The organism is Phyllobacterium sp. 22229 (assembly GCF_052056495.1).
GTDB lineage: Bacteria > Pseudomonadota > Alphaproteobacteria > Rhizobiales > Rhizobiaceae > Phyllobacterium > Phyllobacterium myrsinacearum.
Genome location: NZ_JBQEPA010000020.1, coordinates 1 through 23,217 on the forward strand (window position 1 = coordinate 1; position 23,217 = coordinate 23,217).

Below are 23,217 nucleotides of genomic sequence, written 5' to 3' on the forward strand. Positions count from 1 at the left end.
AATGGCCGCCGCGGCGGGTCGCGGCGCGGCGGCGGACAGAGCCTCGGCCCCACGCCCGTCCTGGTGACACAAGCCAAATCCGCCGATGTCCCCGTCTATATCGATGGCGTCGGATCGGTGCGGCCTCTCAACTCCGTGGTGGTCCGCTCGCAGGTCAGCGGCAAGCTGGCGGCCATCGAATTCCAGGAAGGCCAGGATGTAAAGGCGGGCGATGTGCTCGCCCGCATCGATGATGCGATCTACAAGGCACAGTTCGACCAGGCGACGGCAAAAAAGGCACAGGATCAGGCACTCCTTACCAACGCCAAGCTGGATCTCGAACGCTATACGAAGCTTGCCCAGACCAATGCCGGTACCCAGCAGCAGGCGGACACGCAGCGCGCCCTGGTGGCGCAGTACGAAGCGCAGATCAAATCCGACGAAGCTGCCATCGAGAGCGCGCAGGCAACGCTGGACTATACGGTCATCCGGGCTCCCATCGACGGGCGCACCGGTATCCGTAATGTCGATATCGGCAATATTGTCAGCACCTCCGATGCAACGGGAATCGTCACGCTTTCGCAGATCAAGCCGATATCGGTGCAATTTGCGATTCCGCAGCAGCAACTGAGCAAGATCAACCGGGCAAGTTCGGCCAGCACATTGGCCGTGCAAGCCATTTCCGGTGATGGCAAAACCGTCATCGACAACGGCATGCTGGCCGTCATCGACAATCAGGTCGATCCGGCCACGGGAACGGTGAAACTGAAGGCCAATTTCCCCAATGACAAACTGGTTCTCTGGCCCGGTGCATTCGTCAATGCGCGCCTGCTTGTCCAGACACTCGGCGGGGCGATTGTCGTCCCCACTGCAGCGGTGCAGCGCGGGCCGTCGGGAACCTTTGTCTATCTGCTCCAGCCGGACGATACGGTTGCCATGCGCCCAGTTACCGTCGGGCAGCAGGACGATGTGCAGGCGGTCATTGCCGATGGCGTTGCAGCCGGTGACCGCGTCGTCACCACCGGTTTTGCCCGGCTGCAGGATGGCGCCAAGGTGCAGGTGACCAGCACCGCAGATCAGGGGGCTGCGCCTGCACCGGACAGCACACCGGCGGCCGATGACAAACAACCGGCGGGTGCACCCAAGAGCGGCGAACGGCAACACAAACGGCGCAACCAGAAGAATGCTGGCGCAAACGGCGAAGAGGCTGACAACGGAACCGCGAAATGAGTGTTTCCACCCCCTTCATCCACCGTCCGATAGCCACCTCGCTGCTGGGGATTGCCGTCCTGCTCGGTGGCATCCTCGGCTATCTCGCGCTACCGGTTGCCCCCTTGCCGCAGGTGGACTTTCCGACGATCCAGGTGACGACACAGCTGCCGGGTGCCAATCCCGACACCATGGCTTCGCTCGTCACCGCTCCGCTTGAACGGCAGCTGGGACAGATTCCTTCGCTTTCATCGATGGTATCCTCAAGCGCATTCGGCATCAGCCAGGTCACCCTCCAGTTCGATCTCGACCGGGATATCGACGGAGCGGCGCAGGACGTGCAGGCCGCGATCAACGCCGCCGGCTCCATGCTGCCGCGAACCCTGCCCTACCCGCCGACCTATGCGAAGGTGAATCCCGCTGATACACCGATCATCACCCTCGCCTTGCGCTCGACGAGCTATTCGATCCGCAACCTCAGCGATTTTGCCGACACGATGATGGCGCAGCGCCTGAGCGAAGTGACCGGCGTCGGCAATGTGAATATCCAGGGCGGCGTGCGGCCGGCGGTGCGGATACAGGCGGACCTGCCGCGGCTTGCCTCCTATGGCATATCGCTCGAAGATATCCGGACGGCGATCACCAATGCCAGCGTTGCCGGTGCCAAAGGCGCGCTCGATGGCACCCATCAGTCCTATACCATTTCTGCCAATGACCAGATCGTCGATCCGCAGACCTACAACGCCATCATCGTCACCTACAAGAACGGCTCCCCCGTCCTGCTCAAGGACGTGGCAACGGTCGTCGAGGGGCTGGAGAACGCCCGCGTCGGTGCCTGGTATCAGGGGCAGCCTGCCGTTGTCATCGATGTGATGCGCCAGCCGGGCGCCAACGTCATCGATACGGTCTCGCGCGTGCTGCAACAGATTCCACGGCTCAAACAGGCCCTGCCCGCGGGTGTCACCCTGGATGTGGTCAACGACCGGACCAATACGATCCGCGCCTCGATCCACGACGTGCAGCTGACCCTTGCCATCAGCGTCGCGCTGGTCATTCTTGTCGTCTTCATCTTTCTGCGGACCGTCCGGGCCACCATTATCGCGGGTGTTGCGCTGCCGCTGTCGCTTGTGGCGACATTCGGCGTGATGTGGTTTGCAGGATTCAGCCTGGATAATCTTTCCCTGATGGCCCTTACCATCGGCACCGGTTTCGTGGTCGATGACGCGATCGTCATGATCGAGAATATCGTGCGTCACATAGAGGACGGCGAAGGTCCCCTCGACGCAGCGCTCAAGGGCGCGGGCGAGATCGGCTTCACCATCATATCGCTGACCGTTTCGCTGATCGCCGTCTTCATTCCCCTGCTGTTCATGACCGGCATTGTCGGGCGCATGTTCCGCGAATTTGCATTGACGCTGACGATCGCCGTTGTCGTGTCGGCGGTGGTTTCGCTGACACTGACACCGATGATGTGCGCCCGCATTCTGCACGGCAGGGGTGAAGGCGAACGCCGCGGCATTCTGCATGGCATCGACCGCGGGATGGACCGGATCATAGCGGGCTATCGCAGCAGCCTTCTCTGGGCGCTGGACCGCAGCAAACTCATGCTGCTGCTGACGGCCATAACCCTGGCGGCAACCGTTGCGCTTTACGTCATTATTCCCAAAGGCTTCCTGCCCTCGCAGGATACGGGGCTGATAACGGCCATCATCGAAACCGAGCCGACGACCTCGTTCGAGGCGATCAAGCGGACCCAGGCAATCGTCACCGACAGGCTGCAACACGACCCCGACGTCGCGGGTGTTGTTTCCGTGGTCGGAACCAGCACGACCAATCTCACGCCCAACACCGGCACGCTCAGCCTCGTGCTGAAACCGCAGGATCAGCGGTCTGATTCAGCGGCCCAGATCATCGACCGTCTGCGCGGCGAAACCACCGGCATTCCCGGTGTGCAGGTCACATTCCAGAGCGTGCAGGACATCCGCATCAGCACCCGGACCAGCCGTGCGCCCTATCAGTACACATTGACCGGCACGGATACGGCGACCGTCGTCAACTGGGCGCAGCGGCTTGCAACGGAACTGCAGCGCGATCCGTCCCTGATCAATGTCGCTTCGGAAGTCGAAATGGGCGGCGGGCGCATCTTCGTCAATGTCGACCGTGAAACGGCCTCCCGGCTTGGCGTGTCGATGCAGGCGGTCAGCGACACTCTCAATGACGCCTTTGGTCAGCGCCAGATCGGCACCATTTACGGACAGGCCAACCAATACCGCATCATCCTCGAGGCCTCGCCGCAATATCAGGCAGACCCAAAATCGCTGGACAAGCTTTACGTCAGCGGTGCGGGCGGTACACAGGTGCAGCTCAGTGCATTTGCCACCGCCTCGTTCACAACGGCGCCCCTCGTCATCGGCCATGACGAGCAGTTTCCTGCTGTCACGGTCAGTTTCGACCTTGCTCCGGGCGCATCGCTCAGCCATGCCGTCACCGCGATCCAATCGGCGCAAAAGGCAATCGCCCTGCCCGATTCCATCCGCGGGCAATATTCCGGCGATGCCGCTGAGTTTGCCAGTTCTCTGGCGGGTGAGCCATGGCTGATCCTTGCGGCCATTGTCACGATCTACATCGTGCTTGGCGTGCTCTACGAGAGCGCCATCCATCCGATTACCATCCTGTCGACACTGCCTTCGGCGGGTGTCGGGGCATTGGTTGCACTGATGCTGTTTGGCCAGGATCTGTCCATCATCGCGCTCATCGGCATCGTGCTTCTGATGGGTATCGTCAAGAAGAACGCGATCATGATGATCGACTTTGCCCTGGAAGCCGAGCGAACCGAAGGACTGGACCCGCGCACGGCGATTGTCAAAGCCTCGATCCTGCGTTTCCGCCCGATCATGATGACGACGCTCGCGGCGCTCTTTGGTGCCCTGCCGCTGGCACTGGCCCAGGGCACAGGATCGGAGTTGCGAATCCCGCTTGGCATCAGCATCATTGGCGGCCTCGTCCTCAGCCAGCTTCTGACGTTGTATACAACGCCCGTCATCTATCTCGGTTTCGAACGGCTGCGCAGCCGCATCATCGGACGGCCGACCGGCACGCCTGCCCCCGAAACGGACGGCGCCCTATGAACATTTCCGACCCGTTCATCCGCAGACCTGTTGGAACCACGCTTCTGGCGCTGGGCCTGCTGATCCTCGGGATTGTCGCCTATGGCTTTCTGCCGGTCGCCAGCCTGCCTTCGGTCGACCTGCCCACCATCCGCGTGTCGGCCAGCCGTCCCGGCGCCGATCCTGCGACAATGGCCGCCAGCGTCGCCGCCCCGCTGGAACGGCGCCTTGGCTCCATCGCCGGCGTCACCGAACTGACCTCGGTCAGCTCGCTCGGATCGACCAACATTACAGTCCAGTTCGACCTGTCGCGCGATGTTGATGGTGCGGCACAGGATGTGCAGGCCGCGCTCAATGCGGCGGCAACCGACTTGCCGTCCGACCTGCCGACGCTGCCCAGTTTCCGCAAGGTCAACCCGGCCGCCGCTCCCGTGCTCATTCTGGCGCTGACGTCGGATACGATCGCGCCCAGCGCCATCTACGATGCGGCGGACACGGTTATCGTCCAGCGCATTTCGCAAGTCGACGGCGTCGGCGAAGTGACGGCCAGCGGCGCTGATCAGCCCGCCGTGCGTATCCGCCTCGATCCCGACCGGCTCGCCGCCATGGGCATGTCACTCGACAATGTGCGCACGGCGATCACCAATGCCAATGTGGCCGAGCCGGTCGGCTCAATCGACGGCACCGATTTTGCCTTCTCGATCGGCACCAATGCACAATTGAAAACACCGGGGGAATACGGCCGTATTATTATCCGCAGCGGTGACGGAACCGCCGTGCGCCTTTCCGATATCGCCACTGTCGACCAGGGGGTCAGAAACAGCCGTTCGGATGCCTGGTATAACGGCAAGCCGTCGGTGCTTCTCAACATCACAAAACAGGCCAACGCCAATGTCATCACCACCGTCGATGCGGTAAAGACACTGCTGCCCGATCTGAAACGGCTGATCCCCCCCGGCATCGACATCGCCGTCCTCTCGGATCGCACCACGACCATCCATGCCAGCGTGAACGACATGCAGTGGACCCTGCTGGCCACCATCTGCCTGGTGATGGCTGTCGTCATGGTTTTCCTGCGGCGCGCCACACCGACCTTTGCGGCAGGTGTGACCGTGCCCTTGTCGCTGGCCGGCACGTTTGCCGCCATGTGGGCCTGGGGCCTGTCCATCGACAATCTTTCCCTGATGGCGCTGGCCGTATCCGTCGGGTTCGTTGTCGACGATGCCATCGTGATGATTGAAAACATCTATGCCAATCTGGAAGCAGGCATGAAGCCGATGCGCGCGGCACTGGAGGGCGCGCGGCAGATCGGGTTCACCGTTGTCTCCATCAGCCTGTCATTGCTTGCCGCCTTCATTCCCCTGTTCTTCATGGGCGGCATTGTCGGCCGTTTCTTCCAGACGTTCTCGCTGACGCTTGCATTCACCATTGCGGTTTCAACCGTGGTATCGCTGACCGTCACGCCCATGATCTGCGGGCACAGGCTGAAACCCCATGACACCGACGCGCGCCCGGGCGTTTTCGGCCGTATTGTCGAAGGCACGCTGGACGCGGTCATCGGCTTCTACGGCCGCACACTGAAGAGTGTTCTCTATCACCGGGTCCTGGCTGTTCTCGTGATTTTTGCATGCGTGGCCATCACGGTCTTTCTCTACGTCAAGGTTCCAAAAGGCTTCTTCCCGCAGGACGATACCGGTTTCATCATGGGCGGCACCCAGGCCTCCACCGACATCTCCTATCCGGCTATGGTGCTGTTGCAACGGCAGGCCGCGGAGATCGCGGGCCAGGACCCTGCCGTCGCCGGCGTTGGCTCCTCGGTGGGCGGCGGCGGTTTTTCCTCCGGCGTCAATCGCGGACAGTTGCTGATTTCACTGAAGCCGGAGAAACAGCGCGACCCGACCGCTGTCGTGATCGACCGCATGCGCAAATCGCTTGCGTCCGTCGCCGGCCTTTCGACGTTCCTGTTCTCGCCGGGCGACATCCGTGCCGGCGGCCGCTCCACCCAGTCGCAATATCAGTTCACCCTATGGGATGCCGACTACAACGAGCTTGTCACCTGGGCGCCGAAGATACTCGACCGCCTGAAGCAGGAACCGGGGCTGACCGACGTTGCGACCGACCGCCAGCCGAACGGCTTGCAGGCCAACGTCACCATCGACCGCGTTGCCGCAGCCCGGATGGGGGTTGCAATCGGCGATATAGACAGCGCGCTCAACAACGCTTTTTCACAACGGCAGATTTCCACCATCTATTCCGCGCGCAACCAGTACCGGGTGGTGATCGAAGCAAACAATGATTATGCGCGCGATCCCGCGCAGATCGCCAATCTGCATGTCACCGGAACCGGTGGAATTCAGGTGCCGCTCAGCAGCGTGGCCAAGATCGAGCGCACACTGGCGCCGCTCGTCGTCAACCATCAGGGCCAGTTTCCATCCGTCACCATTTCCTACAATCTGGCTCTGGGGACCTCCCTGGAAGAGGCCAACAACGCGGTGCAGTCGGCTGTACTGGAGATGCATCTTCCGGATTCGCTGCATGCGGAATTTGCCGGCGATGCGGCATCGCTCACCCAGTCCACGGGCAGCCAGCCCCTCTTGATCCTGGCCGCGCTACTGACGGTCTATATCGTGCTGGGCATTCTCTATGAAAGCCTCGCCCACCCGCTGACCATCATCTCTACCTTGCCGTCTGCGGGGCTTGGCGCCCTGCTGGCACTGGTGGTCACGGGCACGGACCTGACGCTGATCGCCTTCATCGGCATCATCCTTCTGATCGGCATCGTCAAGAAGAACGGCATCATGATGGTGGATTTCGCGCTGCACGGCGAACGGGTTTCCGGCCTATCGGCCGAGGACGCCATTTATCAGGCGTGTCTCAAACGCTTCCGGCCGATCCTGATGACAACGCTCGCCGCCATCATGGGCGCCATACCGCTGATCATTGCTACCGGTCCTGGCACGGAATTGCGCCGCCCCCTCGGCATCACCATCGTCGGCGGCCTTATCGTTTCGCAGGTTCTGACACTATACACGACACCGGTTATCTACCTGATGCTGGCACGGCTGCATCACCGCTGGTCGGTGAAAAAATCAGCCCCAGCGGTTCCAGCCGGCATCGCAGGCGAAGCCGGGACACCCCCGGTGCAGGCAAAAATTTCATAGAATTTTAACAAAATGAAACACTGCATGAACGACAGGTTCCGCGCCTGTTCAGGTTACCCCGCATAGTGTTGCACCAGTTCCACAGGGGTATCCGTCATGCTTGTACAGCGTCTTGGCATCGTCTTTTTCATCTTCCTGGCGTTTGCCTTGTCCTTTGGCAGCTTCGTCAACTATACGGCAAAATACGGCCGTTACCCGCATCTCGCCTCCCAGGGCAAGGTCATGCAGGATGTCAGCCGGAACTAACATCCGTCATATGGAGGCTATCGTTTGCGTTTCTCGGCCTTTTCAAGGCGTTTGAGCAACTCTGTGAACTGGGCAGGGAGTTCCCGGTCGGCCTGAGACGGATGGGAGGACTGCACCGCATTGCGGAACTCCTGCCGCGCGATCTGCGTGCGGACAACAGCGGCAACAGGTCGATGCGATATTCCGTGTTTTACTGCCATAGCCCTTCCCAACCATTTCTGGAGCAAGATCGGCATTCACCTTCTGACGCGTACCAATTCTCAAATCGGCCTGCCCTGCGGGTATCCACCGGTTTTCACGATGGCATTCTCCAGGCATAACGGGCTTCGCGCGCATTCGTTTCAGATTTTACCGGCCTATGGTCAACAAAAGCTGAAGGACCCCGCGGGGATATCCTCGCGCGATATTTTCTTTCGCCGGACAGGAACCCAAACCGTCATTGTCGCGTTCTCCTCAAAACCCCAAAAGGATGCGCCATGCTGATCCGTGTCGGATATGAAATTGCTATTCAATGCAACGAACCAACGCCCATGACGACCTACCTGAATCTGGAGACGGACCGGCTTTCCGATCTTGTTTGCGAGCGCGGCCCTATCGTTACACCCGATGTGAAGCTGGAGAATTTTCGCGATCTGTTCGGCAACAATTGCCTGCGGCTTCTGGCTCCTGCCGGAAATCTCTCGTTGAATTACGACGCCGTGCTGCGGGATGATGGCTTGCCGGATCCCATTGACGGCGACGCCCGGGAGTTGACCGTCGACAAGCTGCCGACCGAGTGCCTCGCTTTTCTGTCAGCAAGCCGCTACTGCGAAACGGACGAGCTCAGCAATCTGGCATGGAGCCTTTTCGGCCAGGTGCAGCCGGGATGGACACGCGTTCAGGCCATCTGTGATTACGTAAATCAGCGCCTGACATTCAGCTATGGCTTTGCCCGCGCTACACGAACCGCCGCGCAGGCACATGAAGAGCGGGTTGGCGTCTGCCGCGACTTTGCGCATCTGGCTGTTGCCTTCTGCCGCTGCATGAACATCCCCGCCCGTTACGTCAATGGATATATGGGCGACATCGGTGTCCCCGCCGATCCCGCACCCATGGATTTCAATGCCTGGTTCGAGGTATACCTCGGCGGCAAATGGCACACATTCGACGCACGCCATAACAAGCGCCGCATTGGCCGCATCGTTGTCGCCCGTGGACGGGACGCGGCTGATATTCCTCTCATCTATACATTCGGGCCGCACCAGCTGACGAACTTCAAGGTCTGGACATTCGAGGAGACCAAGCCGTCTTTCTCCAGCCAACACTTTGAAAAGGTTTCACTTGTCACACCCTGGTTCAGCCAGAGGTGGTCCCGGCTTTCGCGCCATATCCAAGCCAGAACAGACGCTGAAAACACGATGTAGCGGGTTTCGGACCAGCGTCCCGCAGGCCGTGGAAGCCGGCTCAATACCCATGACGGCATTTGCCATATTCGGACCCGCTGCCTGTCTGTTTGCACTGCGGTAAGCTCTTCCACAGGCGCAACAAATCGTTTCGAATTGCCATGCCGCATTTGAAGGGCTAGCCTTTTTCCCAAGCGGGATTTCATTCGATTCAGGAAAGGACCATTCCCCATGCCTTTCACAAATCCTCCAGAGCCAGCCTATTCACAGGACGACTGGGACCTGATGCAGGCGGCCTACAACGGGGCCGCCACCACCCTTCTTGTGCAATCAAGCAGCGATGAAGAAGCCAGGATCATCGCCAAGACCGTGATGACCGCATTCAACCGCGGCAATCGCAGCGTCAACTCGCTCGCCGCTCTTGCGGTGATCACCGCAGTCAATGCCCATCCGGACGTCAGCGGAGCGGATGCCCGGCCTGAAAAGCGGTACGCTTGAGGCAATCCCTCCGGTGTCCTCCGTGCCGCTTTGACATTCTGGCCCATTTGCGGCAGATGTGACCTTCGTTGTTTGGGTCGAGGTCATAGAATGAAATTCATCACCATCGCGACACTCCTAAGTGGCTTGGCTTTGTCTGCCTGCGGCTCGACTTATGCGACGTGGACGCCGCGGGAAACCGAAATTACGGGAAAAAATCCTCCCGAATGCCAGCGCGGCATTGGTATCTGCCCGAGCGACTATGGCCGCTCCGGACAGATGCGCGCCGGCAGGGGCTGACGCTACGCGCCGAAACTCCGGCGGAACTGATCGTTGAGATCATCGATAATGGTTTCCGCTCTATGGTGACCGCGCAAACCCGCGTTGAGGCGATCTGACGCCGATTGCTGAAACGCCATGTAACCATTGTGGCGCGGGCGCACCCACGCGGCTTCCAATGTCCGGCGCGTTGCCGCGTAGAAGTTTGACGCTGCTGCATTGACCGCAGCGTCTTCCCACGCATCCGCATGTCCAGGTTGTCCGCCCGTTCGCGCATAGGGACCGCGCTGAACATCGCCGCTGGCAATCCAGTAGGCAAAATCGACAGCCGCTTGCCCGTGTTCGGAAAAAGCGGAAACAGCAATACCCGTACCGCCAAGCGCTGAGCCCGCCGGCCCGCTGCCGCCCGCCGCCGGCATATCGGCAAAGGCCACACAGTGCGGCCGGAACCCGGGAATGGCATAGTTGACGTAGCCGTAAATCAGCGGAGCGCAGGCAGTCGCCGACCCGGCTGCAGCCATCCGTTCCAGCACGGCAATCGGATCCATCTCGAAGCAGGCGGGATCAACGAGAGCGCTGATCTCGCGCATCATTTCCACAACGCGAATACCATGCTGCCGTTCGATCAGGTCTCCGGGTGCCGTGGCGCAGGGCGTCCCCATGTTTCCGCTTAAGGTGTAAAAGGTCATGAGCGAATGCGGCGGCCGGAGCGGAAGAAGAACCCTGCCTGCGCGGGCGAGAACCAGCATTTCATCCCAGGTGCCAGGCGACTGCTCCAAGAGATCGGGGCGCCAGGCGCAAACCTGCGTTGCCGTATCGACCGGAAACGCCCATTGCTGTCCCTGCCAGTGGTAGCTCGGATAGGATTGCCCGACGCTGCCCTCAAGCAGCGCGAGGCGCTCGGCCTCCCGGCCGGCAACATCCAGCGGGGCGAGGCAGTTCTCCGCGGTAATCTGCCCGACATGCGGATGATCGATGACGATCAGATCATAGGTTCGGGCCAGTTCCTCCACGGGAAAGGATTCGAAATCCTGCAGCGAGCGCTTGGCCCATTCAACGGTGACGCCGGTCTTCTCCCGCCAGAGCGTCGAACAGGCGACCATGGGGTCATAGCCGCGCGGGTGGCTCCACGTCATGCCTTTCAACGTAATGCTGCTCACAGGCCGAACTCCTTGCGAATCGCCTCGCTGTGTTCACCGATGCGCGGCGCGGCGCGGTCCGACTTTGCCCGTTTGCCATTGACCCGGATGGGAGAGCGCGTCGTGAGGATGGAAACATTGTCTGCCCGCTCCACCCTTTGCAGCATATCGAGAACCTTGAAACCCTCGCTGGCCATCAGCTCTTCCCAGTTCAGGACTTTCGCGCACCAGATATCGGCGGGTTCGAGGATCGAGAGCCAGTGTTCCGTCGGCTGGGTGGCGAGCTTTTGGGCGATGATGCGCTTGATCTCATCCCGGGCGGTGAACCAGCTGGCAGGGGTGTCGCGATAGGGTGCCAGTTCATCCAGGCCGAGAAGATCGGCGAGCTTCGGCAGCGGCGTCATGGCGAGCGCCAGAAAATTATCCTTGGTCGGATAGACACCGTAGGGCGCGGAGAGATAGGCATGGGCGCTGCGGAAATCGGAGCGCTTGGGCAGCCGGCGGCCGTCATTCAGATGCGTGGTCAGCACTTCGAACTGGAAATCGATCAGCGATTCGAGCAAGCTCGTTTCGATATGGCTGCCGGTTCCGCTGATCCCGCGCCTGACCAGAGCGGCGAGAACGCCCTGAACCGTAGCGGCACCCGCCAGCATGTCCGCAACCGCAAGCCCGAATGGTACAGGCCCCTGGCTTTCATCGCCGTTCAGCCACATCAGGCCCGAGCGCGATTGCGCCAGCAGATCCTGCCCGGGACGGCCCACCCAGGGGCCCTCCTCGCCGTAGCCGCTGATGCTGGCATAGACCAGCCGCGGATTGATGGCCTTCACCGCGTCGTAGTCCAGTCCCAGTCGCTTGATGACACCGGGGCGGAAATTCTGGATCAGAACATCGGCCTTGCCGAGCAATGTTCGCAGGGACGCAAGGTCGCTCGCACTTTTCAGATCGATCGCGAGACTTTCCTTGGCACGGTTGATCGCATGAAAAATCGTTGAGTCGCCGCCGATTTCGGTATCACTCAGATAAAGCCGGCGCGAAAGGTCGCCGCCGTCGGGGCGCTCGATCTTGATGACACGCGCGCCGAGGTCCATCAGGCGCAGCGAGGCATAGGGGCCTGACAGGAATTGGCTCATATCAACGACGAGCAGGCCGGCAAGCGGCAGATCAGTATTGTCCATGGCCCACTCCTCCACCATCTTCTTTTGTAAATATTATTTTCACATATGGGTATTCCTGACAAGCCGGAAAACAAGGAAAATTGTGCTGCAATGCAAAAAGCCCGATGGCCGGACATTTCCATCCGGCCATCGGGCTTTGTTGTTTTGAGTTCTGTCTTTCGACGGGCTAACGCATGGCAATACCCTTGCCCGTCAGGCGCTCGCGATCATGCGGCCGGTCGAAGTCAATCAATGGACCAGCAGGCACAATACCCGTCGGATTGACCGAAGCGATGGAATAATACCCCGCCTTGATATGATCGATTTTCACTGTCTCGCGCACGTTTTCAAACTGATAGAGTTCACGCAGATAGTGCGAGAGATGATGATAGTCCTCGAGCCGCCGGATGTTGCATTTGAAAACGCCGTTATAGGCGGCATCAAACCGGACGAGCGTGACAAACAGCCGCCAGTCGGCCTCGGTCAGGTAGTGCCCCGCCAGATAACGATGATCGGCCAGATGCATTTCCACGCGGTCAAGCGCCGCAAAGACATCGCGCACGGCTTCGTCATAGCTTGCCTGTGATTTTGCAAAACCGGCGCGGTAGACGCCGTTGTTGATATTGTCATAGATGAGGCCGTTCCACCGCTCGATCTCTGGCCGCAGGCTTTCGGGATAAAAGTCTCTTCTGTCACCGGTCAGCCCATCAAAGGCACTGTTCAGAATGCGGATGATATCGGCGGACTCGTTGTTGACGATCTGTCCCTCCTGGCGGTCCCACAGCACCGGTACCGAAACCTTGCCCGTATAGGTCGCAAGGCTGGCGGTGTAGAGCTGATGCAGGTAATGGACCGGCGGCGCTTTTTGCCCGGCATCAACGAGATTGGTGAATGTCCAGCCGTTCTCACCGAGCGCGGGCTCGGCAACCGCAATGCTGATGATATTTTCCAGCCCCTTGAGATGACGAAAGATCAGCGTCCGCGAAGCCCAGGGACAGAGATAGGAAACAAAGAGCTGGTAGCGACCGGCCTCTGCCTTGAAGGTCGGCGTCCCCTCCTTGTCGAGCACGCCATCTGCCGTAATCCAGTTGCGAAACCGGGTCGGTTCGCGGTGGAACGCCCCGTTTTTCATTTCACTGGCGGCAACTTCGCCCTTGATCCATTGTCCATTCACCAAGGCTGGCATGTGCTGATTTCCTGACTATTCGACTGCGCGTCAGGATCGCATTTCATGGGTGGCATTCATACCACCCATGCTTTGACAGACTGTTTTTGCCATCGCGACAATGGCAAGAGCCATCCTCTAACCCGTGACGGCTCCTTCACTGGCGGATTTCGCCAGCTTGGCAAATTTGGCCAGCACACCGCGTGTATAGCGAGGAGCTGGTTGCCGCCATGCCTTGCGGCGCTCTTCCAGTTCGGCATCGCTGACTTCAAGCTGCAGCAGCTGCTTGTGGGCATCGATGGTAATCGTATCGCCCTCCCTGACGAGGGCAATTGCGCCGCCCTCGAAGGCTTCCGGCGTGACATGGCCGACAACCATGCCCCATGTTCCGCCCGAGAACCGTCCGTCGGTGATGAGCCCGACGCTTTCACCCAGACCGCGTCCGATGATTGCCGATGTCGGCGCCAGCATCTCCGGCATGCCGGGACCACCCTTGGGGCCGAGGTAACGCAGGACCACCACATCGCCCGGCCTGATCTTATCCGAGAGGATGGCATCCATCGCAGACTGCTCGTCATCGAACACCCGTGCGGGGCCCTGGATAACGGGATTTTTAAGACCGGTGATCTTGGCGACAGCGCCACCCGTCGCCAGATTGCCCCTGAGGATAGCCAGATGTCCCTCCTTGTAGAGAGCCTTGTCGATCGGCCTGATGATATTCTGATTGGCAGGCGGAGCATCGGGAATGTGAGTCAGCTCCTCGGCAATGGTCCGGCCGGTGATCGTCAGGCAGTCACCGTGCAGCAAACCGGCATTGAGCAGAATTTTCAGGACCTGCGGGATGCCGCCGACCTGATGCAGATCCACGGCCATGTACTGGCCGGATGGCCGAAGGTTGCAGATCACCGGAACCCTGCGGCGCACGCGCTCGAAATCATCCAGCGTCCATTCGACTTCCGCCGCATGGGCGATGGCCAGAAAATGCAGAACGCCATTGGTCGACCCGCCCGTGGCCATGATCAGCGAAACGGCATTTTCGATGGAATTGCGGGTGATGATGTCCCGCGGGCGGATACCCCGGCGTACGGCCTCAACGAGGACGCGGGCGGATTCGGCCGTGCTGTCCGCCTTTTCGGCATCCGGATTGGCCATGGTCGACGAGGACATCAACGACATGCCCAACGCCTCGAACGAGGAACTCATGGTGTTGGCGGTATACATGCCGCCACAGGAACCGGTGGAGGGGCAGGCATGCCGCTCGATGCCTTCAAAATCTTCCTGGCTCATCTTGCCAGCCATGAAAGACCCCACGGCTTCGAACGACGAGACGATGGAAAGATCCTTTCCTTTCCACTTGCCCGGTTTGATCGTGCCGCCATAGACATAGATTGCCGGAACATTGGTCCGGGCAATGGCCATCATGCCGCCGGGCATGTTCTTGTCGCAGCCGCCCAGCACCAGAACGCCGTCCATCCATTGACCATTGACGCATGTCTCAATGCAATCGGCGATTACCTCGCGCGAGATGAGCGAGTATTTCATGCCCTCCGTGCCCATCGCCATTCCATCGGAGATGGTCGGCGTGCCAAAAATTTGCGGATTGCCGCCCGCTGCCTTGACCGCCGCAACCGCCGCGTCGGCGAGCGGCTGCAAGCCGGCATTGCAAGGTGTGATGGTGGAATGGCCATTGGCAATGCCAATCATCGGCTTGTCGAAATCCGCCTTCTCATAGCCCAGCGCATAATACATGGCCCGGTTGGGCGAGCGCGCTATTCCCTGCGTGATGTGTTTTGAGCGTTCATTGACCGCCATGGCTGTTTCTCCACTAAGACATTGGGTTCAAGACCGGATTGCCTTCTGTTTAGAGCGTTTCCAAACATGTGTGAAATATATAATTCATGCTTGATTAGGTCGTATTTCATATTAGAGATACGATATGGATCTGCGCCAGCTGCGCTACTTTATCACTGTTGCTGAAGAACTGCATTTCGGGAGAGCTGCGGCGCGGCTCAACATGACTCAACCGCCCCTCAGCCAGACCATACTCGCGCTTGAAGAGGAAATTGGCGTCGAATTGTTCACGCGCACCAAGCGCAGCGTCGCACTGACACCTGCGGGCATCCAATGGCTGGACCATGTACGCAAGGTTCTGGACGACGCAGGCGCGCTTCCCGGCATTGCCCGGCAACTGGCGCGGGGCACCATGGGCAGCTTGAAACTCGCTTTCGTCAGCACAGCCGATTACAGCCTGCTGCCGGCACTGCTCGGCCGTTACAAGACGGGCTATCCCGATGTGCAGATCGCCCTGCAGGAGGCAACCAGCGACGTGCAGATCGAAGCACTTCTGAATGGGAACATTCACGCCGGCTTGATCATTCCGCCGTCACGCGCCAGCCTGCACGCGTCTCTCGCCTATCTGTCATTACTTCAGGAGGAACTTGTCGCTGCCGTGCCGGAGGAATGGGCGGCATCAGGCAGGTTTGATCTGTCCAGCGGAGTGCTCGACATCAAAGGCGCGCTATCGGAGCCTTTGATTATCTTTCCCCGCCGCAGTGCACCGGCCTTTCACGACCTGATCACCGGCTATTATGCCGGCAATGGTGCAGTCCCATGCATCGGGCAGGAAGCCATCCAGATGCAAACAATCATCAGCCTGGTCTCCGCGGGGATGGGAATCGCACTCGTGCCGGAATCGCTGCAGAATCTTGGCCGGACCGGAGTGCGTTACCTGAAACTGTCACGCACGCCGCCACGGATCGAGACCGGGCTTGTCTGGCGCCGCGATGACCCGTTACCGGCGCTCAGACACCTGATTGATATTGCCTCGGCATTCAGCGTATCGCCTTGACGAGATCTTTGTCGGGGAAGCAGGTGGCAGGCAGGCCCTGTTTCATTTGCCAATCACCGATGGAACGCCGCGTCTTGAAGCCCGGAAAGCCGTCGGCTCCCCCAGCGTCATAACCCTTCTTTTCCAGCACCTTCTGCAACCCGGCAATGTCCGAGCGATAGAGGCCGCCGACATCGCCCCAGCCGGCGGAAAAACCCTTCGCACCATTGCCAATGCGGTCTCCCACATGCCCGATGAACAGCGCGTAGAGATCGCTCATATTGTATTCCTTGATCACATAGAAATTCTTGGTGACCACAAAAGCCGGACCATGGCGCCCGGCCGGCATCAGCAGAAAGCCCTCGCGATTGGTTTCACTGGCCGGAAACGGCTTGCCGTTGACGCGGGCAATACCAAGCTTGGCCCATGCGGCGAACGGCTTGCCCTGATCCGGGCCTTCCAGGGAGCAGCTGACATTCTGCGGAACGCTGACTTCATAGCCCCAGTCGCGGCCGCGCTGCCACCCATACTGCGCGAGATAATGACCGATGGAACCGAGTGTATCAGGAACGGAATTCCAGATATCCCGCTTGCCGTCGCCGTCAAAATCCACCGCGTGCTCAAGATAGGATGTCGGCATGAATTGCGGTTGGCCGAGTGCCCCAGCCCACGAGCTTTTCATGCTTGCAACGTCGATATAGCCTTTCTCCACGATCTGGAGCGCGGCTAAAAGCTCCTTGCGGAACATGTCCTTGCGCGTTGCCAGAAAGGCTTTCGTGCCGAGCACGGTAAAGGCGTTGTAGGGGATTTTGACGCTGCCATAACCACTTTCGCGCCCCCATATGGCAAGAACGATCGGTCCCGGAACGCCATATTTGCTTTCAACCGCTTTGAGGATTTTGGCATATTGGCCAACCCGCGCTGCGCCGCCCGATGTCACCGCGTTGACGGTCTTGTCATTGAAGTATTTGCCGGGTGAACCGAACTCCGATTGCCGTTGCTCTTTGGGTGTCTGTGGTTTTTCACCCGGCATCACCAGATCGGGCAGATCGAAATTGAGGGTGACGCCGGAAAAAGCCTGCTCAAAAACCGCCTTGGAAATACCCTGAGCCTTGGCTTCGGGCCAAAGATCATTGGCAAGCCATGCCCGGAACTGCGCTTCAACTTCCGGTTTTGACGCGGCCAGCCCCGATGTTACATGGAGAAAGGTTGCAATCAACGCCGTAAGGGCAAGTCGCATCGAGCGTCTGATCAAAAGCCTTCTCCCTATATAGAGGTCCGCGCGCGCAGGGCAGCAGCCAGCGTGCCCTCGTCCAGATAGTCAAGTTCCCCGCCAACGGGAACGCCATGCGCCAGCCGCGTGATACGCACGTCGAAATCCGCGAGCTGGTCGGTGATGTAGTGTGCGGTCGTCTGCCCCTCGACCGTCGCGTTGACGGCGAGAATGACCTCCTTGATCTCACCCTCCGCCACGCGGCTGACAAGACTGCCGATGTTGAGATCATCAGGGCCGACACCATCGAGCGGCGACAACCGTCCGCCCAGCACATGGTAGCGGACATTCATTGACCCGGCCCGCTCGAGTGCCCAAAGGTCGGAAACATCCTCGACCACAATCAGCGTCGCCCGCTCGCGGCGCGGATCGGTGCAGATCATGCACGGATCAGACGTATCGACATTGCCGCATGTGGAACAGATACGCACCTTGTCGGCTGCGTCCTGCATGGCGGAACCCAGCGGGATCAACAGCCCTTCTTTTTTCTTGATGAGATGCAGCGCCGCACGGCGGGCAGAACGCGGCCCGAGCCCCGGCACTTTGGCCAGAAGCTGGATCAGGCGTTCAATTTCGGGACCGGCGATTCGTTTCGACATACCGCCGGTTTAAAGCAAATTTTGCCCATAGGGAATCGGAGACGCACCGGCAACTCAACTCAAGCGGAAAAGAGGACCGTAATTTACAACCCTGCATTCGTTGTTGCCGACGACAAACGAAGCAATCATCGCCTCAAGCGCCGGACAGCACAAAAGTTCGAAGGCGAAGCAGAAGCACCGTACCAGCCGGTGCATCGGGAGAATAGGCTACCCGACTGCGGCAACAGCCTTGCCTTTGAACTTGGAGGTGAACTATGCGGATTTTTCCGTTTAGCATCACCCTCATAGTGAAGAAAACCCGGACGAGCTGGTCATGGACCGTCCGGGTCAATTTTCACGAATGAGGAGGGGTGGCGAGCGAAAGCTCGCCGCCCACTCCAAGAGCAGTATAAGTCACGCTCGCATCTTTTCCAAGAAGCTTGCAGTTGTAGACCCGCTCTCAAAAAGGCAGCTTGAAACCTGGCGGTATCGGCAGGCCCGCTGTCAGCGCCTGGGTTTTTTCCGCCATGATGGCCTCAACTTTGGCCTTTGCCTCGTTATGGGCGGCGATGATCAGGTCTTCAAGAATCTCCACATCGTCTTCCTTGAAGAGCGATGGATCAATCTTGAGCGATGTCAGTGCCCCCTTGCCGGACAGCTTGACCGTGACGAGACCGCCACCGGAGTGGCCCTCGGCCTCCAGCGCCGCGATTTCTTCCTGCATGGCGGCCATCTTGCCCTGCATTTCCTTGGCCTGTTTCATCATGCCCATAATGTCACGCATGGGAAAAACTCCTTTTGATCAATCGTCTTCTTCGACGGGGGCCAGCGTATCATCGCCGGAGCCGATCCCGTCCATGCCATCCGGATCGCCATTTCCCTGCCCGGCAGGTGTTGCGATTCGTACATTGATAATCTTGGCACCGGGGAACCGCGACAGGATCGCCGCGACATCCGGATCGGCGCGTGCGTCGCTGAGCATGGAATCGCGCCGGGCCGTTTCGGTTTCATTGATGGTCCGGCCGCCCTGTTCCCGCGATAGGGATACCATCCAGCGCGCGCCGGTCCATTCACTGAGCTTCTGCGACAGGTCTGTCAAAAGCGTTTTTGGCGCGTCGTCGGTCAGATTGATCTCAAGCCGCCCCGGCTTGATGCTGACGAGCCGTACGCAGTTCTTGACCAGTATCTTGAACTGCATGTTGCGCTGCTTGTCGGCGAGCGCCACGATATCGGCGATGCTGGTAACGGGAACAGCCGGCGTCTGCTCCTCGGCAGCCGGCTGGACCGGAACAACATGTGCCGGCTGTACTGATTGCTCAACCAGCCGCATGGTGGCACCACCGCCGGAGGTTACGGAACTGCGCACGGGCGCCACAGCATCCGCCGGAGTACCGCGGCTCATGCTCTCGCCGCCGCCATTGCCGGAGCGTGGACCATCGCTCCGCGGCGCTTGCCCTGTCGAAGACGCCCCGTTTTCCAGCAATTTCAGCGCTTCATCCAGCGTCGGCAAATCGGCTGCATGCGCCAGCCGGATCAACAGCATTTCCGCGGCCTGAACCGGGCGATTGGACGCATCCACCTCGGCAATGCCTTTCAGCAGCATCTGCCATGTCCGGGAGAGAATTCGAATGGAAAGCTTTTCGGCATAATCCCGTCCGCGCAGGCGTTCATCCTCGGACAGGGAAATGTCGTCCGCGACATCCGGGGTGAAGCGAATACGCGTCACCAGATGGTTGAAGTCGGCAAGATCGGACAGAACAACACTGGGATCTGCCCCGACATCATACTGCGCGCGAAACTCACGCAAAGCGGAAGCCACGTCACCGCGCATCAGCATCTCGAAAAGATCGATGATCCGGGCACGATCCGCCAGCCCCAGCATGGAGCGCACCGTCTCGGCATCGACATTGCCCGCACCGTGGGCGATTGCCTGATCAAAGATCGACAGGGAATCGCGCGCCGAGCCTTCGCCCGCGCGGGCGATCATCGCCAGGGATGCGGCATCAACCGTAATGCTCTCCTTGTCGGCAATTTTCTTCAGCAACGCCGTCAGCATGTTTGCATCGATGCGGCGCAGGTCAAAACGCTGGCAGCGCGACAGCACCGTGATCGGAACTTTGCGGATTTCGGTGGTGGCGAAGATGAATTTGACGTGCGGCGGCGGCTCTTCCAATGTTTTCAACAGGCCGTTGAAAGCCTGATTGGACAGCATGTGCACTTCGTCGATGATATAGACTTTATACCGGGCCGAAACCGGGCGATAACGAACCTGCTCAATGATTTCACGGATATCATCGATACCCGTATGCGAGGCGGCATCCATCTCGATGACATCGACATGGCGGCCTTCCATGATCGCCTGGCAATGTTCACCGGGAACAGACAGGTCGATCGTCGGCCTGTCGATTTCCGCTGTCTTGTAATTGAGGGCACGGGCCAGAATGCGCGCCGTGGTGGTTTTGCCCACCCCCCGGACACCAGTCAGCATCCAAGCCTGCGCGATGCGGCCAGTCTCGAACGCATTGGTCAGGGTCCGGACCATCGGCTCCTGACCGACCAGATCGTCGAAATTCTGCGGGCGATATTTGCGGGCGAGCACGCGATAGGCGCTATCTGCCGTTTTGGTGTCCATCCCGATTGATTCCGCTCCTGCATTGCTCTTCATGGCGCCAGTGGTCCGATTCTGACAGTCGCATGTTCCGCGTGATGTCAAACGGGGGGCGAATGTCGAATTCGTTCCACCGGGCAAGTTTGTACCGCTGCACACCGCAGCGTCAATGCCGGATCACGGCTTTAAAGAGGATAAAGGTGGGAGGCTGGCACGGCGACCCGTGCCTGGCTCGTTGGGGCTGCTTCCTTCCGGACCTGACCCGGTTGGCGAGTGGCTCGTCCACCACCAACCTCCCGAGGCTCATATCGGCAATCTTTGCGCAAAAAGCAAGCGGGACGACAAAAAAACTGCTAATTGTTGCAAATCATGACGTTCATACTCGATAGCAAACTTGCAGCCGATACGATTCCCATTGCAAGGCTGGGCCTTTGCGATCTGCGCCTGATGAATGACCGGCGGTGGCCTTGGCTCATTCTCGTGCCGCAAAGGGCTGATATCAGCGAGATCCACGACCTTACCCCCCTCGATCAGACAATGCTTGTCTTTGAATCGGGCATTGCCGCACAGGCGCTCAAGGCTGTCGTCAATTGCGAAAAGATCAACACCGGAGCTCTCGGCAATATCGTCCGGCAGCTGCACTTGCATATCATCGCCCGCAACACCGGAGATCCGGCATGGCCCGGTCCCGTCTGGGGCTATGGCACGCGCGAACCCTACGGCGAAAAAGATGCACGGGACTTTGCGAGCGCCATTCTCAACGCTATCTAATCAGCATCACCACCAGTCCCATTCCGGACCCGCCTTCTGGAGCCCACTTATGTCATTTCGCCTTTACGATGTTCCGGAAGCGGAAGCGAGCCGTTTCGTCGGCTTCGCCGGCAACAGGATAAACCGCCACGCCGAAAACCGCAGCGATGATGTGGTAACGGTCGCGCTTGCGGATGCAAGGGCGCGCATGCTGCTGATCGGGCAAGGCCAGATATTGGTGTCGCAGGGAAACGGCATGGGCAACGCTTTCTTCGCCCTTGAAGACGCCGCAGCACTGCTGCCCAATCCAAACAGGACAATCTATCTGGGAATGCAGGAGGATATGCCGGTTCTCGCCGCTGTGAGCGGCATTGACCTGACAGCGCTTCCCGAGGCAATCAAGGCCATTGAATACCGTCCAGTCTACACGCAAGGCCTCATACCCGAAGATCAGCTGGGCGCTATGGCGCAAGCCGTTTCACTGCTGACATGGCATGAGAATCACCGTTTCTGCGGACGCTGCGGAACGGAAACGGTGATGCGGGATGGCGGGTACCGGCGCACTTGCCCGCATTGCGACGCCCAGCATTTTCCGCGCACAGATCCGGTTGCCATCATGATGGTGGTGCGCGGCGACAAATGTCTTTTGGCACGTGGCCCCCATTTCGGTCCGGGTATGTATTCCTGCCTTGCCGGGTTCATTGAACCGGGGGAAACCATCGAAAATGCCGTGCGGCGCGAGACGCTGGAAGAAACCAACCTGCCTATCGGCCGGGTGGTCTATCATGCATCGCAGCCCTGGCCCTTCCCCTATTCGCTGATGATCGGCTGCCATGCGGAGGCTTTGTCCGACGATTACACCCTCGACAAGGCGGAGCTGGAGGCGGGCCGCTGGTTCACACGCGATGAAGTGGCCCTGATGCTCGACCGGACGCATCCGGAAGGATTGATGACGCCGCCACCCGGCGCCATCGCTGCCCATCTGATCCGCAGCTGGGTGGAAAGTGAAACTTGAAGTCTACTCACCATCGCCCTGGCTGCTGCGGAATGTCGTATCGGCGGGATAGACCCCGAGAATCCGCACCTCCTTGGAGAAGAATTCCAGTTCTTCCAGGGCATGGGCAACGTTCTTGTCGTCCGGATGCCCTTCAATATCGGCGTAAAACTGCGTGGCGGTGAACTTGCCGTCAATCTGATAGCTTTCCAGCTTGGTCATGTTGACGCCATTGGTGGCAAAGCCGCCCATCGCCTTGTAGAGCGCCGCCGGAACGTTGCGCACGCGAAAAACGAAGGTCGTCATCATGAGTTCGTCGGATGTGCGCGGCGCCCACTTTTTCGTCTTGTTCAGAACGACGAAGCGCGTGACGTTGTTTTCCGTATCCTCGACATCCTCTTCCAAGATATCGAGACCATAGAGACTGGAGGCGAGCCGCGGCGCCAGCGCCGCCATCGTCCTGTCCTTGACATCGGAGACGAGCCGCGCGGCACCCGCCGTATCCCCGGCAATGACCGGCTTCCAGCCATTCTTGCGGATATATTTGCGGCATTGGCCCAGTGCATGGATATGGCTGTGAACCGTGACGATCTCGCTGCGCTTGGTGCCCGGAAGAACCATCAGCTGGAAATGGATCGGCAGAAAATATTCGCCGACAATGTGCAGGCGCGATTCCGGCAAGAGGTGGTGGATATCCGCCACGCGTCCGGCGATCGTGTTCTCGATCGGGATCATCGCAAGATCAGCCGCCCCGCTTTCAACCGCGTTGAACGCATCCTCAAAGGTCGGGCATGGCAACGGCTCCATGTGCGGAAACATGTTCCGGCATGCGGTGTCGGAATTGGCACCCGGTTCGCCTTGAAAGGAGATGCGGTTGGTCTTGGCCATA

The 23,217-nt window shown here is 59.6% G+C and carries 20 protein-coding genes and 1 other RNA gene; 10 read left to right on the plus strand and 11 right to left on the minus strand.

Features of this window, described 5'->3' with window-relative positions; translation table 11 throughout:
* The 4 genes from ACTJJ7_RS21390 to ACTJJ7_RS21405 form a co-directional block, all read left to right on the plus strand.
* Positions 1–1,209 (plus strand): efflux RND transporter periplasmic adaptor subunit (locus tag ACTJJ7_RS21390; protein WP_440968755.1); only part of this gene is annotated, 1,209 nt, incomplete at its 5' end.
* Positions 1,206–4,316, plus strand: a complete 3,111-nt coding sequence (locus ACTJJ7_RS21395; RefSeq protein WP_440968756.1) for an efflux RND transporter permease subunit — start codon at positions 1,206–1,208, stop codon at positions 4,314–4,316. The genes ACTJJ7_RS21390 and ACTJJ7_RS21395, both read left to right, overlap by 4 nt.
* A complete protein-coding gene (locus ACTJJ7_RS21400; RefSeq protein WP_440968757.1) occupies positions 4,313–7,456 on the plus strand; it encodes an efflux RND transporter permease subunit in 3,144 nt (1,047 codons plus the stop codon). The genes ACTJJ7_RS21395 and ACTJJ7_RS21400 overlap by 4 nt, the downstream gene beginning before the upstream one ends.
* A gap of 96 nt (positions 7,457–7,552) precedes the next feature.
* Positions 7,553–7,702, plus strand: a complete 150-nt coding sequence (locus ACTJJ7_RS21405) for a hypothetical protein (protein WP_158531260.1) — start codon at positions 7,553–7,555, stop codon at positions 7,700–7,702.
* A 17-nt stretch (positions 7,703–7,719) separates the two neighbouring features.
* Here ACTJJ7_RS21405 and ACTJJ7_RS21410 read toward each other — a convergent pair whose 3' ends face one another.
* A complete protein-coding gene (locus ACTJJ7_RS21410) occupies positions 7,720–7,902 on the minus strand; it encodes a hypothetical protein (protein ID WP_130268615.1) in 183 nt (60 codons plus the stop codon).
* 276 nt (positions 7,903–8,178) lie between these two features.
* Between ACTJJ7_RS21410 and ACTJJ7_RS21415 the strand changes: the two genes are divergently transcribed.
* The 3 genes from ACTJJ7_RS21415 to ACTJJ7_RS21425 all read left to right on the plus strand — a co-directional run bounded on the left by ACTJJ7_RS21415 (position 8,179) and on the right by ACTJJ7_RS21425 (position 9,861).
* Entirely contained in the window at positions 8,179–9,105 is a 927-nt protein-coding gene (locus ACTJJ7_RS21415) for a transglutaminase-like domain-containing protein (RefSeq protein WP_440968758.1), read from the plus strand.
* 210 nt (positions 9,106–9,315) lie between these two features.
* The gene (locus ACTJJ7_RS21420; protein WP_440968759.1) at positions 9,316–9,582 is read left to right on the plus strand and encodes a hypothetical protein; all 267 of its coding nucleotides are present in this window, start codon (positions 9,316–9,318) and stop codon (positions 9,580–9,582) included.
* 90 nt (positions 9,583–9,672) lie between these two features.
* Positions 9,673–9,861 (plus strand): hypothetical protein, encoded by a 189-nt coding sequence (locus ACTJJ7_RS21425; RefSeq protein ID WP_105736604.1) that lies wholly within the window; start codon positions 9,673–9,675, stop codon positions 9,859–9,861.
* A 2-nt stretch (positions 9,862–9,863) separates the two neighbouring features.
* Here ACTJJ7_RS21425 and ACTJJ7_RS21430 read toward each other — a convergent pair whose 3' ends face one another.
* From ACTJJ7_RS21430 to ilvD, 4 genes are all read right to left on the minus strand, one after another.
* Positions 9,864–10,976, minus strand: coding sequence for an extracellular solute-binding protein (locus ACTJJ7_RS21430; protein WP_440968808.1), 1,113 nt, complete (start codon positions 10,974–10,976; stop codon positions 9,864–9,866).
* A 20-nt stretch (positions 10,977–10,996) separates the two neighbouring features.
* Positions 10,997–12,154, minus strand: a complete 1,158-nt coding sequence (locus tag ACTJJ7_RS21435; RefSeq protein WP_440968760.1) for a CaiB/BaiF CoA transferase family protein — start codon at positions 12,152–12,154, stop codon at positions 10,997–10,999.
* A 166-nt stretch (positions 12,155–12,320) separates the two neighbouring features.
* Positions 12,321–13,319 (minus strand): glutathione S-transferase family protein, encoded by a 999-nt coding sequence (locus tag ACTJJ7_RS21440; RefSeq protein WP_440968761.1) that lies wholly within the window; start codon positions 13,317–13,319, stop codon positions 12,321–12,323.
* A gap of 117 nt (positions 13,320–13,436) precedes the next feature.
* Positions 13,437–15,110 (minus strand): dihydroxy-acid dehydratase, encoded by a 1,674-nt coding sequence (gene ilvD / locus ACTJJ7_RS21445; protein WP_440968762.1) that lies wholly within the window; start codon positions 15,108–15,110, stop codon positions 13,437–13,439.
* A gap of 124 nt (positions 15,111–15,234) precedes the next feature.
* Between ilvD and ACTJJ7_RS21450 the strand changes: the two genes are divergently transcribed.
* Positions 15,235–16,146, plus strand: a complete 912-nt coding sequence (locus ACTJJ7_RS21450; RefSeq protein WP_440968763.1) for a LysR family transcriptional regulator — start codon at positions 15,235–15,237, stop codon at positions 16,144–16,146.
* Here the strand turns inward: ACTJJ7_RS21450 and ACTJJ7_RS21455 are convergent.
* The 5 genes from ACTJJ7_RS21455 to ffs form a co-directional block, all read right to left on the minus strand.
* Positions 16,130–17,365 (minus strand): lytic murein transglycosylase, encoded by a 1,236-nt coding sequence (locus ACTJJ7_RS21455; protein ID WP_440968764.1) that lies wholly within the window; start codon positions 17,363–17,365, stop codon positions 16,130–16,132. The genes ACTJJ7_RS21450 and ACTJJ7_RS21455 overlap by 17 nt on opposite strands.
* 26 nt (positions 17,366–17,391) lie before the next feature.
* Positions 17,392–17,997, minus strand: a complete 606-nt coding sequence (gene recR, locus ACTJJ7_RS21460; RefSeq protein ID WP_105736618.1) for a recombination mediator RecR — start codon at positions 17,995–17,997, stop codon at positions 17,392–17,394.
* A 439-nt stretch (positions 17,998–18,436) separates the two neighbouring features.
* Positions 18,437–18,760 carry a YbaB/EbfC family nucleoid-associated protein gene (locus ACTJJ7_RS21465; RefSeq protein WP_091878585.1) on the minus strand — a complete coding sequence of 108 codons (324 nt, stop codon included), beginning with the start codon at positions 18,758–18,760 and terminating at the stop codon, positions 18,437–18,439.
* 18 nt (positions 18,761–18,778) lie between these two features.
* Positions 18,779–20,641 (minus strand): DNA polymerase III subunit gamma/tau, encoded by a 1,863-nt coding sequence (locus tag ACTJJ7_RS21470; RefSeq protein WP_105736620.1) that lies wholly within the window; start codon positions 20,639–20,641, stop codon positions 18,779–18,781.
* A 143-nt stretch (positions 20,642–20,784) separates the two neighbouring features.
* Positions 20,785–20,881: signal recognition particle sRNA small type (ffs, locus tag ACTJJ7_RS21475), an RNA gene on the minus strand.
* Positions 20,882–20,950: 69 nt separating this feature from the next.
* Here ffs and ACTJJ7_RS21480 point away from each other — a divergent pair.
* Positions 20,951–21,355: an HIT domain-containing protein gene (locus tag ACTJJ7_RS21480; RefSeq protein WP_130269428.1), complete on the plus strand. Its 405-nt coding sequence runs from the start codon at positions 20,951–20,953 to the stop codon at positions 21,353–21,355.
* Positions 21,356–21,404: 49 nt separating this feature from the next.
* On the plus strand, positions 21,405–22,349 hold the full coding sequence (gene nudC, locus ACTJJ7_RS21485; RefSeq protein ID WP_440968765.1) for an NAD(+) diphosphatase: 945 nt from the start codon (positions 21,405–21,407) through the stop codon (positions 22,347–22,349).
* Positions 22,350–22,352: 3 nt separating this feature from the next.
* On the opposite strand, the gene ACTJJ7_RS21490 is transcribed toward nudC, so the two are convergent.
* Positions 22,353–23,216, minus strand: coding sequence for a prephenate dehydratase (locus ACTJJ7_RS21490; RefSeq protein ID WP_199537980.1), 864 nt, complete (start codon positions 23,214–23,216; stop codon positions 22,353–22,355).
* Position 23,217: the final 1 nt, after the last annotated feature.

Excerpts from the sequence above, each read along its gene's own strand:
- ACTJJ7_RS21395 (WP_440968756.1), top strand. The coding sequence starts at position 1,206 with ATGAGTGTTTCCACCCCCTTCATCCACCGTCCGATAGCCACCTCGCTG.
- ACTJJ7_RS21400 (WP_440968757.1), top strand. The coding sequence starts at position 4,313 with ATGAACATTTCCGACCCGTTCATCCGCAGACCTGTTGGAACCACGCTT.
- ACTJJ7_RS21405 (WP_158531260.1), top strand. The coding sequence starts at position 7,553 with ATGCTTGTACAGCGTCTTGGCATCGTCTTTTTCATCTTCCTGGCGTTT.
- ACTJJ7_RS21410 (WP_130268615.1), bottom strand. The coding sequence starts at position 7,902 with ATGGCAGTAAAACACGGAATATCGCATCGACCTGTTGCCGCTGTTGTC.
- ACTJJ7_RS21415 (WP_440968758.1), top strand. The coding sequence starts at position 8,179 with ATGCTGATCCGTGTCGGATATGAAATTGCTATTCAATGCAACGAACCA.
- ACTJJ7_RS21420 (WP_440968759.1), top strand. The coding sequence starts at position 9,316 with ATGCCTTTCACAAATCCTCCAGAGCCAGCCTATTCACAGGACGACTGG.
- ACTJJ7_RS21425 (WP_105736604.1), top strand. The coding sequence starts at position 9,673 with ATGAAATTCATCACCATCGCGACACTCCTAAGTGGCTTGGCTTTGTCT.
- ACTJJ7_RS21430 (WP_440968808.1), bottom strand. The coding sequence starts at position 10,976 with ATGACGTGGAGCCACCCGCGCGGCTATGACCCCATGGTCGCCTGTTCG.
- ACTJJ7_RS21435 (WP_440968760.1), bottom strand. The coding sequence starts at position 12,154 with ATGGACAATACTGATCTGCCGCTTGCCGGCCTGCTCGTCGTTGATATG.
- ACTJJ7_RS21440 (WP_440968761.1), bottom strand. The coding sequence starts at position 13,319 with ATGCCAGCCTTGGTGAATGGACAATGGATCAAGGGCGAAGTTGCCGCC.
- ilvD (WP_440968762.1), bottom strand. The coding sequence starts at position 15,110 with ATGGCGGTCAATGAACGCTCAAAACACATCACGCAGGGAATAGCGCGC.
- ACTJJ7_RS21450 (WP_440968763.1), top strand. The coding sequence starts at position 15,235 with ATGGATCTGCGCCAGCTGCGCTACTTTATCACTGTTGCTGAAGAACTG.
- ACTJJ7_RS21455 (WP_440968764.1), bottom strand. The coding sequence starts at position 17,365 with ATGCGACTTGCCCTTACGGCGTTGATTGCAACCTTTCTCCATGTAACA.
- recR (WP_105736618.1), bottom strand. The coding sequence starts at position 17,997 with ATGTCGAAACGAATCGCCGGTCCCGAAATTGAACGCCTGATCCAGCTT.
- ACTJJ7_RS21465 (WP_091878585.1), bottom strand. The coding sequence starts at position 18,760 with ATGCGTGACATTATGGGCATGATGAAACAGGCCAAGGAAATGCAGGGC.
- ACTJJ7_RS21470 (WP_105736620.1), bottom strand. The coding sequence starts at position 20,641 with ATGAAGAGCAATGCAGGAGCGGAATCAATCGGGATGGACACCAAAACG.
- nudC (WP_440968765.1), top strand. The coding sequence starts at position 21,405 with ATGTCATTTCGCCTTTACGATGTTCCGGAAGCGGAAGCGAGCCGTTTC.
- ACTJJ7_RS21490 (WP_199537980.1), bottom strand. The coding sequence starts at position 23,216 with ATGGCCAAGACCAACCGCATCTCCTTTCAAGGCGAACCGGGTGCCAAT.